Source organism: Pseudomonas sp. IT-93MI4 (genome assembly GCF_949767635.1).
GTDB lineage: Bacteria > Pseudomonadota > Gammaproteobacteria > Pseudomonadales > Pseudomonadaceae > Aquipseudomonas > Aquipseudomonas putida_A.
In genome coordinates this window covers 86025-100821 of record NZ_CATKPP010000033.1, presented here as the reverse complement: position 1 = coordinate 100821, position 14797 = coordinate 86025, and the positions used below count along the sequence as shown (strand labels likewise).

The window sequence follows — 14797 nt, the reverse complement described above, 5'->3', positions numbered from 1 at the left end:
CAGCATCGGCTGATTCAGCCCGATCCCTGTAGGAGCCAGCTCTGCTGGCGATCCCCGGGCCGCAAGGTCCGGGGGCAACGAACCTAATGGAATATCTAAAGACATGAGCGACCAACAACTCGACCCGCAAGCCCTGCAACAGGAAGAAAACTCGCTGATCGCCCTGCGCAAGGAAAAGCTGGCTGCCGAGCGCGCCAAGGGCAACGCCTTCCCGAACGACTTCCGCCGCGAAAACTACTGCGAAGATCTGCAGAAGAAATACGCGGACAAGACCAAGGAAGAGCTGGCCGAGGCTGCAATCCCGGTCAAGGTTGCCGGTCGCATCATGCTCAACCGTGGCTCGTTCATGGTGATCCAGGACATGACCGGTCGCATCCAGGTCTACGTCAACCGTAAAACCCTGTCCGAAGACACCCTGGCCGCCGTCAAGACCTGGGACATGGGCGACATCATTGCCGCCGAAGGCACCCTGGCGCGTTCCGGCAAGGGCGACCTGTACGTCGAAATGACCAACGTGCGCCTGCTGACCAAGTCGCTGCGTCCGCTGCCGGACAAGCACCACGGCCTGACCGACACCGAACAGCGCTACCGTCAGCGTTACGTTGACCTGATCGTCAACGAAGACGTGCGCCAGACCTTCCGCGTGCGTTCGCAAGTGATCGCGCACATCCGCAGCTTCCTGATGAAGCGCGACTTCCTCGAAGTCGAAACGCCGATGCTGCAGACCATTCCTGGCGGCGCCGCAGCCAAGCCGTTCGAAACCCACCACAACGCGCTGGACATGGAAATGTTCCTGCGTATCGCGCCTGAGCTGTATCTGAAGCGTCTGGTGGTTGGCGGTTTCGAGAAAGTGTTCGAGATCAACCGCAACTTCCGTAACGAAGGCGTTTCGACCCGTCACAACCCTGAATTCACCATGTTGGAGTTCTATCAGGCTTACGCCGACTATGAAGACAACATGGACCTGACCGAAGAACTGTTCCGTGAACTGGCACAGCTGGTGCTGGGCAGTACCGACGTGCCTTACGGCGACAAGGTGTTCCACTTCGGCGAGCCGTTCGCCCGTCTGTCGGTGTTCGACTCGATCCTCAAGTACAACCCTGAGCTGACCGCCGATGACCTGAACGACATCGACAAGGCGCGCGCCATCGCCAAGAAGGCCGGTGCCAAGGTGCTGGGCTTCGAAGGTCTGGGCAAGCTGCAGGTGATGATTTTCGAAGAGCTGGTCGAGCACAAGCTGGAGCAGCCGCACTTCATCACTCAGTACCCGTTCGAAGTGTCGCCGCTGGCCCGTCGTAACGACGAGAACCCGAACGTCACCGACCGTTTCGAGCTGTTCATCGGCGGCCGTGAAATCGCCAACGCCTACTCCGAGTTGAACGACGCGGAAGACCAGGCCGAGCGTTTCATGGCGCAGGTGGCCGACAAGGACGCCGGCGACGACGAAGCCATGCACTACGACGCCGACTTCGTGCGTGCGCTGGAGTACGGCATGCCGCCAACGGCCGGTGAAGGTATCGGCATCGACCGTCTGGTGATGTTGCTGACCAACTCGCCGTCGATCCGCGATGTGATCCTGTTCCCGCACATGCGACCGCAAGCGTAAACGTTTCAGTTAAAAAGCCGCCTAAAACAGGCGGCTTTTTATTGCCTGTCTGGTACAAATGTATCAATTGGTTAATTTTGCAATAGCAGAGGAAGTCCAGTCGTGATGGTTGCAATCGCTCAAGAAGGTGCAGCGGGTATCGCCACTGCGGTCGCTGAAAGTGTTCAGTACCAAGGCCGCAAGGCCAGCCGACAGGGCAGTGAGCAGCGTCGACAGGACATTCTCGACGCGGCGATGCGCATTGTCGTGCGTGACGGCGTGCGCGCCGTGCGCCACCGTGCGGTGGCGGCCGAGGCCGGTGTGCCACTGTCGGCCACTACTTATTACTTCAAGGATATCGATGACCTGCTCACCGATACTTTCGCCCAATACGTCGAACGCAGCGCGGCCTACATGGCCAAGCTGTGGATCAACAACGAAGGCCTGCTGCGCGAGATGGTCGTCAGTGGCGACGGCAGCCCCGAGTCGCGCTCGCAACTGGCGGACGACATCGCGCGGCTGATGGCTGACTATGTGCACCGGCAACTGGTCAATCGCCGCGAACACCTGATGGCCGAGCAGGCGTTCCGCCAGGAAGCGCTGCTCAACCCGCGGCTGGCGGATCTGGTGCGCTCGCATCAGCAGATTCTGCTGCAAGGCACCTGCCAGTTGTTCCAGGTGCTGGGCTCGCGTGAACCGCAGCAGGATGCCAAGGTGTTGACGGCGATTATCGGACGGATGGAATATCAGGGCCTGCTCAACGAAGCCGAGCCATTGGCCGAACAGGACATGCTCGGGATTCTGACGCGGTATATGCATCTGGTCCTGGCCTCGGTCTGACGCCAATCCCTGTGGGAGCGAGCCTGCTCGCGAATGCGGTCTGACATTCAACATCTTTGTTGCCTGACACACCGCTTTCGCGAGCGGGCTCGCTCCCACAGGTGAAAGTGGTGATCGTCAGGGCGGGATATGTTCATAGGGAGTATTGAATGAAAGCCTGGCGTGGCGTGCTGATCGCCTTGTCGTTCCTGCTGCTCAGTGGCTGTCTGGTGACCTTCAAGGATCCGCTGCCTGCCAGTGACCCGGCGCCCAAGGGCCTGCTGGGCACGTGGTCGAGCACCAATGCCTGGGGCGAGCCGATGAACCTTGAGCTGACCCGCGTCGGCAACGATCGCTATCAGGCCGTCACCTGGTTCAAGGCCCGGCCTCACGAGCGCGAGGCGTACCCGTTCACCGTGTCGCGCCATGGCAGTCGCTGGTACCTGTCGGCGAAAGTGCCGGCGCGTTACGGTGGGCAATACACCATCGCCGGTTTCGAACTCACCGACAAACACGAGCTGGTGGTGTACAACCTCGACCTCGAACAGATCAATCAGGCGATCAAACAACAAACCCTCGACGGCAAGGCTTTCCAGACCGAGGACGACGGCGACGGCGTGCAAGTCGACAGTAGCCTCGACAAGGTCTTTGCTTACCTCGACGATCCGGCCAATTCCGATGTATTCGTCGAGGCCGCGCGCTATCAGCGCCAGGCCCGCGCCAAATAATTCAGTTTTCTACAGGAGTTTCGGGTGGACGATTACCAGCAGACGATACGCACGCTGTCCGATCGCATTGTGCTGGCGCAGACGCCGATCCGCGTGCTCGATGCGGTGAAGTGGGACGAGAACATCCGCAAGGGTTTTCTCAAGGCCAAAGGCAAGGAAATGCCGGCGGTGGATCGCGACTACTACCTCAATCGGCCGCTGTCTTTCGATTCGAGCAAGGTCAAACTGGAATTCCAGAACATCGAGCGCGACATCACCCGCCAGCTCGGCCAGTTCAACCCGGTCGGGCAGATCATGCGGCGCATGTGCAAGGAATACCGCATGGTGGTGCGCATGCTCGAAGCGCGCGGCACCGAGGATTTCGGCCTGATCTCCCAGGAACTCTACGGCGCCGCCTCCGATGCGTTCCACGCCGGCGACCCGACCCTGGCCGACCTCGGCCTGATGATGTCCGACTACCTGAACAACATTGATGGCCGTGGCGACCTGAAGGACGAACCGAAGATCCTCACCGCCAAGGATGCCGTGCATCTGCTGCAAACCCGGTTGAACAAGGTGTTTGGCGAGGCCGAGGAAACCATCCGCGTGTTCGAGTCCGACGGCATCGTCGCCGACGCGGCGGCAGGCGCCGACTACATCAAGATCCGCACTGACGCGCTGTTCAACGACCGCGACGTGCGTGCACTGGAAGTCCACGAAGGTCTGGTGCACGTCGGCACCACGCTCAATGGCTTGAACCAGCCGATCTGCACCTTCCTGTCCAAAGGCCCACCGTCGTCGACGGTGACCCAGGAAGGCCTGGCGATCTTGATGGAAATCATCACCTTCGCCTCCTACCCGAGTCGCCTGCGCAAACTGACCAACCGCACCCGCGCCATTCACATGGTCGAGGAGGGCGCGGACTTTTTGCAGGTGTTCGAGTTCTTCCGCGAGCAGGGCTTTGAAATGGCCGAAAGCTACGGCAACGCCAGCCGGGTGTTCCGTGGTTCGACCCCGACCGGTCTGCCATTCACCAAAGACTTGTCCTACCTCAAGGGCTTTATCATGGTTTACAACTACATTCAGTTGGCCGTGCGTAAAGGCAAGCTCGAGCAGGTGCCGCTGCTGTTCTGCGGCAAGACCACGCTGGAGGACATGCGTACCCTGCGTCAGTTGGTCGATGAAGGTCTGGTGGTGCCGCCGAAATATTTGCCGGAACAGTTCCGCGACATGAACGCGCTGTCGGCGTGGATGTGCTTCTCCAACTTCCTCAATCACCTGAGCCTGGACCGGATCGAGGCGGATTACTCCAATATCCTCTGAACCACACACAAACCCCTTGTAGGAGTGAGCCTGCTCGCGATAGCAGTGTGTCAATCAACATAAATATCGACTGGCACACCGCTATCGCGAGCAGGCTCACTCCTACAGTTTTTGACTGTATTCCAATTCGAATTCTGCGAGGTTTCACCGGATGAGAATCCTCGGCATCCTTTGCCTGCTCCTGACCCTCAGTGGTTGCAGTTCGTTGTTGTTCTACCCCGAGCCGGGCCAGATCTTCACCCCGGAAAAAGCCAAGATCGAATACCGCACCGTCACACTGGTCACGGCCGATGGCTTGAAGCTGAACGCCTGGTGGCTACCAGCCAAACCTGGCGTTGAAGTCAAAGGCACAGTCCTGCACCTGCACGGCAACGGCGGCAACCTGCCGATGCACCTCGGCGGCAGTTGGTGGTTGCCGAAAAATGGTTATCAGGTGCTGCTGGTGGACTATCGCGGGTATGGCTTGTCCGAGGGCAAGCCGAGCCTGCCGGCGATCTATCAGGACATCGACGCCGCGTTCGCCTGGCTCGACAAGGCGCCAGAGGTCAAAGGCAAACCGCTGATCCTCCTCGGCCAGAGCCTCGGCGGCTCGATGGCCGTGCATTGGCTGGTGCAGCACCCGGAGCGGCAGAAGCAACTCAAGGCCTTCGTGCTCGACGGTGTGCCCGCCAGTTATCGCAGCGTCGGCCAGTACGCCCTCAGCACTTCATGGCTGACCTGGCCGTTTCAGGTGCCGCTGTCGTGGCTGGTGCCGGATAGCGACAGCGCGATCAACTCGATGCCGCAGCTCAACGGGGTGCCGAAACTGATCTTTCACAGCATCGATGACCCGCTGGTGCCAATGGCCAACGCCATCCGCCTGTATCAGGCTGCACCGCCACCGCGCGTGCTACAGCTGACCCGCGGCGGCCACGTGCAGACCTTCGGCGACCCTGTCTGGCGCCAGGTAATGCTGCGCTATCTGGAAGATCCCGAACATTTCAACGGCCTGCGCCGCCTCGGCGAGATCCCGAATTATCCGCAAGCTCCGAATTCTGAAGATGAGAGTCCGCAATGACTGAAGAACGTAACGCCATCCCGCTGATCATCACCGGTATCTGCAGCATCCTCGGCACCGTCGGGGCGCTGTGGTACTACGGTTACCTGCACTTCGCCAAACCCGAGGATGCGCTGCTGCTCAACGAATTCACCATGCTCAAGACCGTGCCGGGCGAAGACTACAAAGTCTCACTGGACCCGGCGCCGCAAGTGGCGCAGTGCATCGATGGCGTGCTGGTGCTGTTCGACACCGAGCAGAAAGGCCTGACCGGGGTGCTGATCAATGCGCAGAAAAAAGCCGTGCGCTGCATGGGCCAGGAAACGCCGCAGAAACTCGAGCAATAATCCGATCCATTGTAGGAGTGAGCCTGCTCGCGATAGCGGTGTGTCAGCCAACATATATATTGAATGTCAGACAGCTATCGCGAGCAGGCTCACTCCTACAGGGTATTGTGTTCGTGTATGAAAAAAGCCCCGCCTGACTCAGTCAGGCGGGGCTTTTGCGTTAACGCGTGTTGCTTAGTTCGAGCTGACCGCCGAACGTGGCATCACTGGCTGGTTGTCGTTGGAAATGGTCACTTCCACACGACGGTTCATCGCACGACCCGAGACGCTGCTGTTATCGGCAACCGGGTATTCCTTGCCATAACCCTGAACCACGATGCGCGAAGGATCTACGCCCATCTTGATCAGAGCGACTTGTACCGAGGTGGCACGACGCTCGGACAGCGACTGGTTGTACGAAGCCGCGCCGGTGCTGTCGGTGTAGCCTTCAACGATCACTTTGCGATCAGGGTTTTCCTGAAGGAATTGCGCCAGTTTGTTGATGTTCACCAGACCGCTGGATTTCAGGTCAGCCTTGTTGGTGGCGAACAGTACGTCACCGAAGGTCACCAGGGTACCGCGATCGGTCTGCTTGGCGTTCAGGCTCTGCTGCAGTTGTTTGATCTGCTGATCACGAGCGTCCAGACGCGCCTGGGCACGTTGCGCGGCAGCGTTTTTCAGGTTGTTTTCAGCGGTGCGCAGGGCGATGGTCTGCTTGGCCACTTCCACGCGCTGGTTGGTCAGGTAGGCCAGTTGGTCAACCTTGGCTGCGTCTTGCTTGTCCAGATAAGCCTTGTCGGCCTTGTCCAGGTAATCGCTGGCGTCCTTGGTTTCCAGGGCAGCGACTTTGCTCGCCTGTGGGTTGGCCTGCAGGCCGGCGTAGTTGGTGCGCGCCTGTTCCAGGTTCGGGTTAGGCGGAGTAGAGCAGGCAGCCAGGGCAACGCTTGCGGCCAGAAGAGCGGGGATCATCAGTTGCTTACGCATAATTTGTCGTCCTTTCTATCGATAAAAGTTTCAGCTTTGCGATTCGGGATGCGCGCTTACTGCACGGTGCGCTGACTTTCCTGACGCAGTTCCTGAACACCTTTCTGGGAATCCTTCACAGCCTGTTCGGCCTTGGCAGCCTGAGCCTTACGTTCTGCTACGCGAGCGTCCCATTCAGCTTGTTCGGCGAGGGTGCGAGCCTGCTCATACTTCTTGTCGTGCATGGCAATTTCGGCTTGCTTGAGCTTGTCCTGAGCCTGCTTCATTTCCACTGCAGCGAACTCGGTACCACCGGCGCTGACGGCGCTGTTGACGGCCGATTGAGTCACGGCGTACTGCTCGGTCGGCGGGTTACCGGCGCAACCGGCCAGAACGAAGCTGGTACCGATAGCCAGAGCAGCCAGTTTCAGACCGCGCAGGTGGGAGAACGAGGTTTGGGTCTTCATGGTCTTCAACTCCATTGTTTAACTCCTGATAAAACCGAAAATCCATCCTGGTCGAGGAGCCGCAAGCGTCGTGTAAAAGCGCGTTTTTGAAACGCTCGTTCCAGGCGTGGTTACAGCTTCCGACCGGAGGCGTTTTTCAAAAGTTCAGAAAAGATGGCCTATCGCCAAATTTTTTTTTGACCAAGCGGACAAGGCTCTAAACCGGGAACTTTGGAGGCGGGGAGAGGTACGCGCGGGGGAAAGTCAGAAAACTTTTCAAAAGGAAACACGATCCTGTAGGAGTGAGCCTGCTCGCGATAGCAGTGTGTCAGTCAGCATCAAAAGCCACAGATACACCGCTATCGCGAGCAGGCTCACTCCTACAGTTTGATCTTTGTTGTGTCAGTGTTTTTGCTTGCCGGCAGCGGCGGATAAATCCTGCAGATGCCGGCGAGAAAGCGCCAGAAACCGCGGTGTCGGCCCGACATCTTCATACAGCGGATCACCTTCCTCATCGGTGGCGACCACGGTCGAACCTTTCACATACGGCAGGCTCGCCTCGAATTCTTCGAGCGCGGCGCCGATCAGTTCGCCGAGCAGTTCTTCCGGGTGGCGTTTGGGGTACATCTCGGCGATCGCCGCCAGTCGTGCAGCGGCCTCGACGTCCAGATGAATCGTGTAGCCAGTGTCGGTCAGTCGACCCTTGGCGTTTTCTTCCCAATGCTGGGCGAGTTCACGAATTTTCATGATGACCTCATTTCGCGCCTGCTCGTGGCAGGCCTGGGTGAGTGTCCGGCGGGGCCGGCGGCAAGCCGTTGTGCGGCTTACTGTTGAGACTAGCTCCAAGCCCCAAGGTTTAAAGTCCCTTCGTCGTCTGCTTGTAAGAAGCGCCGTAGAGCGGCACTCTCTGGGCAAAGCATTCGTTTCTGCGCCGTCCCGATTAACGCTGGAGAACTGCTGATGACCGATATTGATGCACGCTTGCGCGAGGACGTTCACCTGCTCGGTGAGCTGTTGGGCAATACCATCCGTGACCAGTACGGCGAGGAATTTCTCGACAAGATCGAGCAGATCCGCAAGGGCGCCAAGGCCGACCGCCGTGGCTCGATGGACGCCGAACTCAGTGCCAGCCTCAATCAGTTGAGCGAAGACGAACTGCTACCGGTGGCGCGGGCGTTCAACCAGTTTCTCAATCTGGCGAACATCGCCGAGCAGTATCAATTGATTCATCGCCGCGAAGAGTCGCAACCGGCGCCGTTCGAATCCCGCGTGCTCCCGGAACTGCTCGCCCGCCTGCGCAACGAAGGCCACAGCGCCGAATCCCTGGCCCGACAACTGGCGCGCCTGGAAATCGAACTGGTGCTGACTGCCCACCCGACCGAGGTGGCGCGGCGCACCTTGATCCAGAAGTACGACGCGATCGCTGCGCAACTGGCCGCCCAGGATCATCGCGACCTGACCAGCGCCGAGCGCGAACAGATCCAGAACACCCTGCAACGGCTGATCGCCGAAGCCTGGCACACCGAAGAAATCCGCCGCACCCGGCCGACCCCGGTCGACGAAGCGAAATGGGGTTTTGCGGTGATCGAGCATTCGCTGTGGCAGGCGATCCCCAACCATATGCGCAAGGCCGACAAGGCGCTGTATGAAGCGACGGGCCTGCGCTTGCCACTGGAGGCGGCGCCGATTCGCTTTGCCTCGTGGATGGGTGGCGACCGTGACGGCAACCCGAATGTCACGGCCGCAGTGACCCGCGAAGTGCTGTTGCTGGCGCGCTGGATGGCTGCCGACCTGTATCTGCGCGATGTCGATCACCTGGCGGCCGAGCTGTCGATGCAGCAGGCCAGCGATGCGCTCAAGGCCAAGGCCGGCGACAGCGCCGAACCTTACCGGGCGGTGCTCAAGCAATTGCGCGAACGCCTGCGCGCCACGCGCAACTGGGCGCACGCCTCGCTGAGCGCAACAACGCCAGCGCCAGCCGACGTGTTGCACAACAACCGCGATCTGCTCGATCCGCTGGAGCTGTGCTTCAACTCGCTGCACGAATGTGGCATGGGCGTGATCGCCGATGGGCCGTTGCTCGATTGCCTGCGTCGGGCGGTGACCTTCGGCCTGTTCCTGGTGCGCCTCGACGTGCGCCAGGATTCGACGCGGCACAGTTCGGCAATGACCGAAATCACCGATTACCTCGGCCTCGGTCGCTACGAAGACTGGGACGAAGAGCAGCGCATCAGCTTCCTCACCCGCGAATTGAGCAATCGTCGGCCACTGCTGCCGGCGCATTTCAAACCGTCCGCCGACACCGCTGAAGTGCTCGCCACTTGCAAGGAAATCGCTGCCGCACCGGGCGCCTCGCTGGGTTCCTACGTGATCTCGATGGCGGGCGCCGCCTCCGACGTGCTGGCGGTGCAACTGCTGCTGAAAGAGTCCGGCGTGCTGCGGCCGATGCGCGTGGTGCCGCTGTTCGAAACCCTCGCCGACCTCGACAACGCCGGGCCGGTGATGGAGCGTCTGTTGCTGCTGCCGGGCTACCGCGCGAGGCTGCAAGGCCCGCAGGAAGTGATGATCGGTTATTCCGACTCGGCCAAGGACGCCGGCACCACCGCGGCGGCGTGGGCGCAATATCGCGCGCAGGAGCGGCTGGTGGAGATCTGCCGCGAGCAGCAAGTCGAACTGCTGTTGTTCCACGGTCGCGGTGGCACCGTGGGCCGTGGCGGCGGTCCGGCGCACGCGGCGATCCTGTCGCAGCCGCCGGGGTCGGTGGCGGGGCGTTTCCGCACCACCGAGCAGGGCGAAATGATTCGATTCAAATTCGGCCTGCCGGACATCGCCGAACAGAACCTCAATCTGTATCTGGCTGCCGTGCTGGAAGCGACGTTGTTGCCACCACCGCCACCGACGCCCGAATGGCGACACCTGATGGATGAACTGGCCGCCGATGGCGTCGCCGCGTACCGCGCCGTGGTGCGTGAAAATCCGCAGTTCGTCGAGTATTTCCGCCAATCGACGCCGGAGCAGGAACTGGGGCGCTTGCCCCTTGGCAGCCGTCCGGCCAAGCGCCGTGCCGGTGGGATCGAGAGCCTGCGGGCGATTCCGTGGATCTTCGGCTGGACGCAAACGCGGCTGATGCTGCCGGCGTGGCTCGGCTGGGAAACTGCGCTGAGCAAGGCGCTGGAGCGCGGCGAAGGCGAACTGCTCGGGCAGATGCGCGAACAGTGGCCGTTCTTCCGCACCCGTATCGACATGCTGGAAATGGTCCTGGCCAAGGCCGACGCTGACATCGCGCTGTCGTACGACCAGCGTCTGGTCGAGCCGGACTTGCTGCCGTTGGGCGCGCAGTTACGCGACCTATTGTCGCAGGCGTGTGCGGTGGTGCTTGGTCTGACCGGGCAGTCGCAGCTGCTGGCACATAGCCCGGACACCCTGGAATTCATCCGTCTGCGCAACACTTATCTTGATCCGCTACATCTATTGCAGGCCGAGCTGTTGGCCCGATCACGGCAGCAAAATGTCGAGCAGGGCAGCCCGGTGGAGCAGGCGCTGCTGGTGTCTGTGGCGGGGATTGCCGCCGGGTTGCGCAATACCGGCTAAGGTTTTTGCGGTGGTATCAGGCACCCGGTGCACAGGCCGGGTGCCGCTTTGTACACAGAGAGAAAGTGCGGTCAGGCGACAGTTAGTGATGGGGTTGCGACTTGGGTTACCGCGTCGCAAGGTCGCGGCGGGCGCCGGTTTCTCCGACTTTTGGCGTCTTGTGTGGGCGCAGCCTGCTGTGTATCTTGATCAGCCTTTGGCCGTTTGTGCGGCCACGACCCGTTTTTTTGAGATTGGCCCAAAGAGGCGAATCCCGTTGTTTTCTATATAAAAAATTGAGGAGCACATCGATGCGCGTCATTCTGCTGGGAGCTCCCGGGGCCGGTAAAGGTACTCAGGCTAAGTTCATCACCGAGAAATTCGGCATTCCGCAAATCTCCACCGGCGACATGCTGCGTGCAGCGGTCAAGGCTGGCACTCCACTGGGCGTTCAAGCCAAGAGCATCATGGATGCGGGCGGCCTGGTGTCGGATGACCTGATCATCGCGCTGGTGCAGGATCGCATCGCTCAGCCAGACTGCGCCAACGGCTTTCTGTTCGACGGTTTCCCGCGCACCATTCCACAGGCCGAAGCGCTGGTAACTGCCGGTGTCGAGCTGGACGCCGTGGTTGAAATCGCTGTTGAAGACGAAGAAATCGTTCAGCGTATCGCCGGTCGTCGCGTTCACGAGGCCAGTGGCCGCGTTTACCACATCGTCTACAACCCGCCGAAAGTGGCTGGCAAAGACGACGTCACCGGCGACGATCTGGTGCAGCGCAAGGACGACACCGAAGAAACCGTACGTCATCGCCTGTCGGTCTACCATTCGCAGACCAAGCCGCTGGTGGATTTCTACCAGAAGCTCTCCGCTGCCAACGGCAAGCCGAAGTACAGCCATATTCCGGGCGTTGGTTCGGTTGAAGCGATCACTGCCAAGGTGCTCGAAGCGCTGAGCTGAAAAAGCTGATCGGCTGCATCATCTACGGCCCGCTTGCGGGCCGTAGTTGTTTATACTGACGCACTTTTTCCCCACCTGTTTTGGATACATCGATGAGCACCTTGCTGGCCCTGGACACCGCGACCGAAGCTTGCTCCGTTGCCTTGCTGCATGACGGCAAGGTCACGAGCCATTACGAGGTGATCCCGCGTCTGCACGCGCAGAAGCTGCTGCCGATGATCCAGCAACTGCTGGCCGATGCCGGCACCACGCTGCAAGCGGTGGACGCGATCGCGTTCGGTCGCGGGCCGGGTGCGTTTACCGGTGTGCGGATTGCCATCGGCGTGGTGCAGGGGCTGGCGTTCGCGCTGGATCGTCCGGTGCTGCCGGTGTCCAACCTCGCCGTCCTGGCGCAACGTGCATATCGCGAACACGGCGTGAGCCAGGTCGCGGCGGCTATCGATGCGCGGATGGATGAAGTGTATTGGGGCTGCTACCGCGAAACGGCTGGCGAGATGCGTCTGGTCGGCGTCGAGGCGGTACTGCCGCCGGAAGTCGCGGCGCTGCCGGGCGATGCCAGCGGTGAGTGGTTCGGTGCAGGTACCGGTTGGGGCTATGGCGAGCGGATCGCGGTCAACCTCACCGGCTCCGATGCCGGCATGCTGCCTCACGCCGAAGACCTGCTGACCCTGGCGCGGTTTGCCTGGGAACGCGGCGAGTCGATCCCTGCCGATGATGCGCAACCGGTTTACCTGCGCGACAAAGTCGCCACCCCCAAGGCTCGCTGATTCACCACAAAACCTGTGGGAGCGGGCTTGCTCGCGAAGAGGCCATGTCAGTCTCTATCCAGGTGCCTGACACACCGCTTTCGCGAGCAAGCCCGCTCCCACAGATCCGGTGTTCAATTAAAGTCACTGCCAATCGTCAGTTTCCAACCCCGCGCTTTAAACCTTTTGCGCTTTATGTGTTCTAGTTATCACTCGGCAATTTGCTAAGTCGGTCAAGTGCCGCTAAATTGCCATCATCGATACCGAGCATGAAATTATGCGTATAGACGGCCTCTCCTCTCAGTCCTACCCCATCAAGCGCAAGCCTCGCAAAGGCAATGTGGCGCTGGATGAATCCGTCGACGATATCGACGGCGAGCTGGAATTCCCGACTGAAGAGCAACTGGCCGCCCGCGCTGCCAAAGCCTCCGCACAACGCCTGGCCAATCTGCCCGCCCGTCAGCAAGACATGATTTATCACCGCGCCATGAGCAAAAGCGTAGCGATGGCCTTGGCCAGCTACCTGAGCACCGCCGGTTTTGTCGATTGGGATGCGGATGTGCTGGGCCTCGACCTATACATCTGATGGATCTGCCTTACTACCTCGGTTGTCCGTCCTGGAGTGAAAACGCCTGGCGCGAGTATCTGTACCCCGAAGACGCCAAGACCGCCGATTTCCTCAGCCTCTACTCCCAAGTGTTCAATGCAGTCGAAGGCAACACGACCTTCTACGCCAGCCCGTCGCCGGCCACTGTGCAGCGTTGGGCCGAGACCATGCCCGAACACTTTCGCTTCACTGCCAAGTTTCCCGGCGACATCAGCCACAGCGGTGATCTGCGCGATCAACTGACCGCCGCCGAAACCTTCGTAAATCTTCTCAGCCCGCTCGGCGAACGTGTTTCGCCGCTGTGGCTGCAACTGTCGAAAAGCTTCACCCCGCATCGACTGCCGGAGCTGACCTCGTTCATCGACGCGCTGGACCGACCGCTGGCGGTGGAAGTGCGTCACGAACAGTTCTTCGCCAAGGGTGAGAGCGAACGCCTGCTCAATCGCTTGCTGCTCGACCGTGGCGTAGAACGCATCTGCCTCGATCCACGGGCGCTGTTCAGTTGCCTGTCGACCGAGTCTTCGGTGATCCACGCGCAATCGAAAAAGCCGCGGGTGCCGACGCGGCCGGCGGCGTTTACCCAGTTCCCGCAGGTGCGCTTTATCGGCCACCCGGAGCTGGAAGCGAATGATCCGTTCCTGGTGCCGTGGGTGGCTAAAATCGCCGAGTGGATCGAAGAGGGCCGCACGCCGTACATCTTCCTGCACACCGCCGACAACGTCATGGCGGCGAAGCTGGCGCAACGTTTTCACGCACAATTGATGCAACGTTTGCCTGGCCTGCCATCCCTGCCTGAGCTATACAGAGAACCCGCCGCCGAGCAACTCGGCTTGCTCTGAAGGCGGATTTTTCCCCTGCCCAGGAGCCTGCCGATGGACGCCCACGCCCTTCAAGAACAAACCCGAAAAGCCCAGGCCTTCAAGGCCCTGCATGAAGGTGCGGGGATTTTCGTGATTCCCAACCCGTGGGATGCCGGTTCGGCGAAGATGCTCGCCAGTCTGGGTTATCAGGCACTGGCAACCACCAGTGCCGGTTACGCGTTTTCTCAGGGCAAGGCCGATGGCGCCTTGAGTCTCGATGACACCCTGGCCAACGTCCGGGCGATTGTCGCGGCCACGGATTTGCCGGTAGCGGTGGATCTGGAAAACGGTTTCGCCGATGACCCGGCCGAGTGCGCCAAAAGCTTGCTGCGTGCGGCCGAGGCCGGCGCGGTCGGTGGTTCGATCGAGGACGCCACGGGCCGTGCCGACGCACCGATCTACTGCTTCGAACACGCCGTGGCACGCATCGAAGCCGCCGTCGCTGCGGTGCGCACGCTGCCATTTCCCTTCATCTTGACCGCCCGCGCGGAAAACTACCTGCACGGCAATCCCGATCTCAACGACACCATTCGCCGCCTGCAAGCCTTTGCCGAGGCGGGCGCCGACGTGCTGTATGCGCCGGGTTTGCGTAGCGCCGAAGAGGTGTTGGCGGTGGTGCGCGCGGTGGCGCCAAAACCGGTCAACGTGCTCATGTCCGGCGGTTTGAAACTGACCGTACAGGAGTTGGAAGAAATGGGCGTGCGCAGGATCAGCACCGGCTCGGCGCTGGCCTTGGCAGCGTTCGGCGAGTTCTTCCGCGCGGCTGAAGAGATCCAGCAGCGCGGGACGTTCGGCTTTACGTCGCAGTCGATGCCGTACGCCAAGGCCAATCAGTTTTTCAAAGGCTGAG

General features: G+C 60.6%; 15 protein-coding genes. 12 read left to right on the top strand and 3 right to left on the bottom strand.

Annotated elements, in window-relative coordinates; all coding sequences use genetic code 11:
• Positions 1-103 precede the first annotated feature (103 nt).
• The 6 genes from lysS to ACM6I7_RS15010 all read left to right on the top strand — a co-directional run bounded on the left by lysS (position 104) and on the right by ACM6I7_RS15010 (position 5817).
• Positions 104-1606, top strand: a complete 1503-nt coding sequence (gene lysS / locus ACM6I7_RS15035) for a lysine--tRNA ligase (protein WP_003222049.1) — start codon at positions 104-106, stop codon at positions 1604-1606.
• 105 nt (positions 1607-1711) lie between these two features.
• Positions 1712-2425, top strand: coding sequence for a TetR/AcrR family transcriptional regulator (locus tag ACM6I7_RS15030; RefSeq protein WP_145597861.1), 714 nt, complete (start codon positions 1712-1714; stop codon positions 2423-2425).
• A 149-nt stretch (positions 2426-2574) separates the two neighbouring features.
• Positions 2575-3132: a hypothetical protein gene (locus ACM6I7_RS15025; protein ID WP_223008215.1), complete on the top strand. Its 558-nt coding sequence runs from the start codon at positions 2575-2577 to the stop codon at positions 3130-3132.
• Between the two features lie 24 nt (positions 3133-3156).
• On the top strand, positions 3157-4434 hold the full coding sequence (locus ACM6I7_RS15020; RefSeq protein WP_003222055.1) for a flavohemoglobin expression-modulating QEGLA motif protein: 1278 nt from the start codon (positions 3157-3159) through the stop codon (positions 4432-4434).
• 151 nt (positions 4435-4585) lie between these two features.
• Positions 4586-5491 carry an alpha/beta hydrolase gene (locus ACM6I7_RS15015; protein ID WP_414888809.1) on the top strand — a complete coding sequence of 302 codons (906 nt, stop codon included), beginning with the start codon at positions 4586-4588 and terminating at the stop codon, positions 5489-5491.
• Complete coding sequence (locus ACM6I7_RS15010) at positions 5488-5817, top strand: hypothetical protein (RefSeq protein WP_064586153.1); 330 nt, start codon at positions 5488-5490, stop codon at positions 5815-5817. The genes ACM6I7_RS15015 and ACM6I7_RS15010 overlap by 4 nt, the downstream gene beginning before the upstream one ends.
• Positions 5818-5991: 174 nt before the next feature.
• Here the strand turns inward: ACM6I7_RS15010 and ACM6I7_RS15005 are convergent, their stop codons facing one another.
• The 3 genes from ACM6I7_RS15005 to ACM6I7_RS14995 form a co-directional block, all read right to left on the bottom strand.
• Positions 5992-6780: an OmpA family protein gene (locus ACM6I7_RS15005; protein ID WP_007964218.1), complete on the bottom strand. Its 789-nt coding sequence runs from the start codon at positions 6778-6780 to the stop codon at positions 5992-5994.
• 56 nt (positions 6781-6836) lie between these two features.
• A complete protein-coding gene (locus tag ACM6I7_RS15000) occupies positions 6837-7241 on the bottom strand; it encodes a DUF4398 domain-containing protein (RefSeq protein ID WP_007964219.1) in 405 nt (134 codons plus the stop codon).
• 366 nt (positions 7242-7607) lie between these two features.
• Positions 7608-7952, bottom strand: coding sequence for a hypothetical protein (locus tag ACM6I7_RS14995; RefSeq protein ID WP_003222064.1), 345 nt, complete (start codon positions 7950-7952; stop codon positions 7608-7610).
• A 213-nt stretch (positions 7953-8165) separates the two neighbouring features.
• Here ACM6I7_RS14995 and ppc point away from each other — a divergent pair, with 213 nt between their 5' ends.
• From ppc to ACM6I7_RS14965, 6 genes are all read left to right on the top strand, one after another.
• Positions 8166-10796, top strand: a complete 2631-nt coding sequence (gene ppc, locus ACM6I7_RS14990; RefSeq protein ID WP_150370354.1) for a phosphoenolpyruvate carboxylase — start codon at positions 8166-8168, stop codon at positions 10794-10796.
• 290 nt (positions 10797-11086) lie between these two features.
• Entirely contained in the window at positions 11087-11734 is a 648-nt protein-coding gene (gene adk, locus ACM6I7_RS14985) for an adenylate kinase (protein WP_003222067.1), read from the top strand.
• Between the two features lie 92 nt (positions 11735-11826).
• On the top strand, positions 11827-12501 hold the full coding sequence (tsaB, locus tag ACM6I7_RS14980; RefSeq protein ID WP_103368433.1) for a tRNA (adenosine(37)-N6)-threonylcarbamoyltransferase complex dimerization subunit type 1 TsaB: 675 nt from the start codon (positions 11827-11829) through the stop codon (positions 12499-12501).
• 256 nt (positions 12502-12757) lie between these two features.
• Positions 12758-13066, top strand: a complete 309-nt coding sequence (locus ACM6I7_RS14975; protein WP_003222071.1) for a hypothetical protein — start codon at positions 12758-12760, stop codon at positions 13064-13066.
• Positions 13066-13926 carry a DUF72 domain-containing protein gene (locus tag ACM6I7_RS14970; RefSeq protein WP_414888808.1) on the top strand — a complete coding sequence of 287 codons (861 nt, stop codon included), beginning with the start codon at positions 13066-13068 and terminating at the stop codon, positions 13924-13926. Before ACM6I7_RS14975 ends, ACM6I7_RS14970 begins: the two co-directional genes overlap by 1 nt.
• Before the next feature lie 33 nt (positions 13927-13959).
• The gene (locus ACM6I7_RS14965; protein ID WP_134785530.1) at positions 13960-14796 is read left to right on the top strand and encodes an isocitrate lyase/PEP mutase family protein; all 837 of its coding nucleotides are present in this window, start codon (positions 13960-13962) and stop codon (positions 14794-14796) included.
• Position 14797 lies beyond the last annotated feature (1 nt).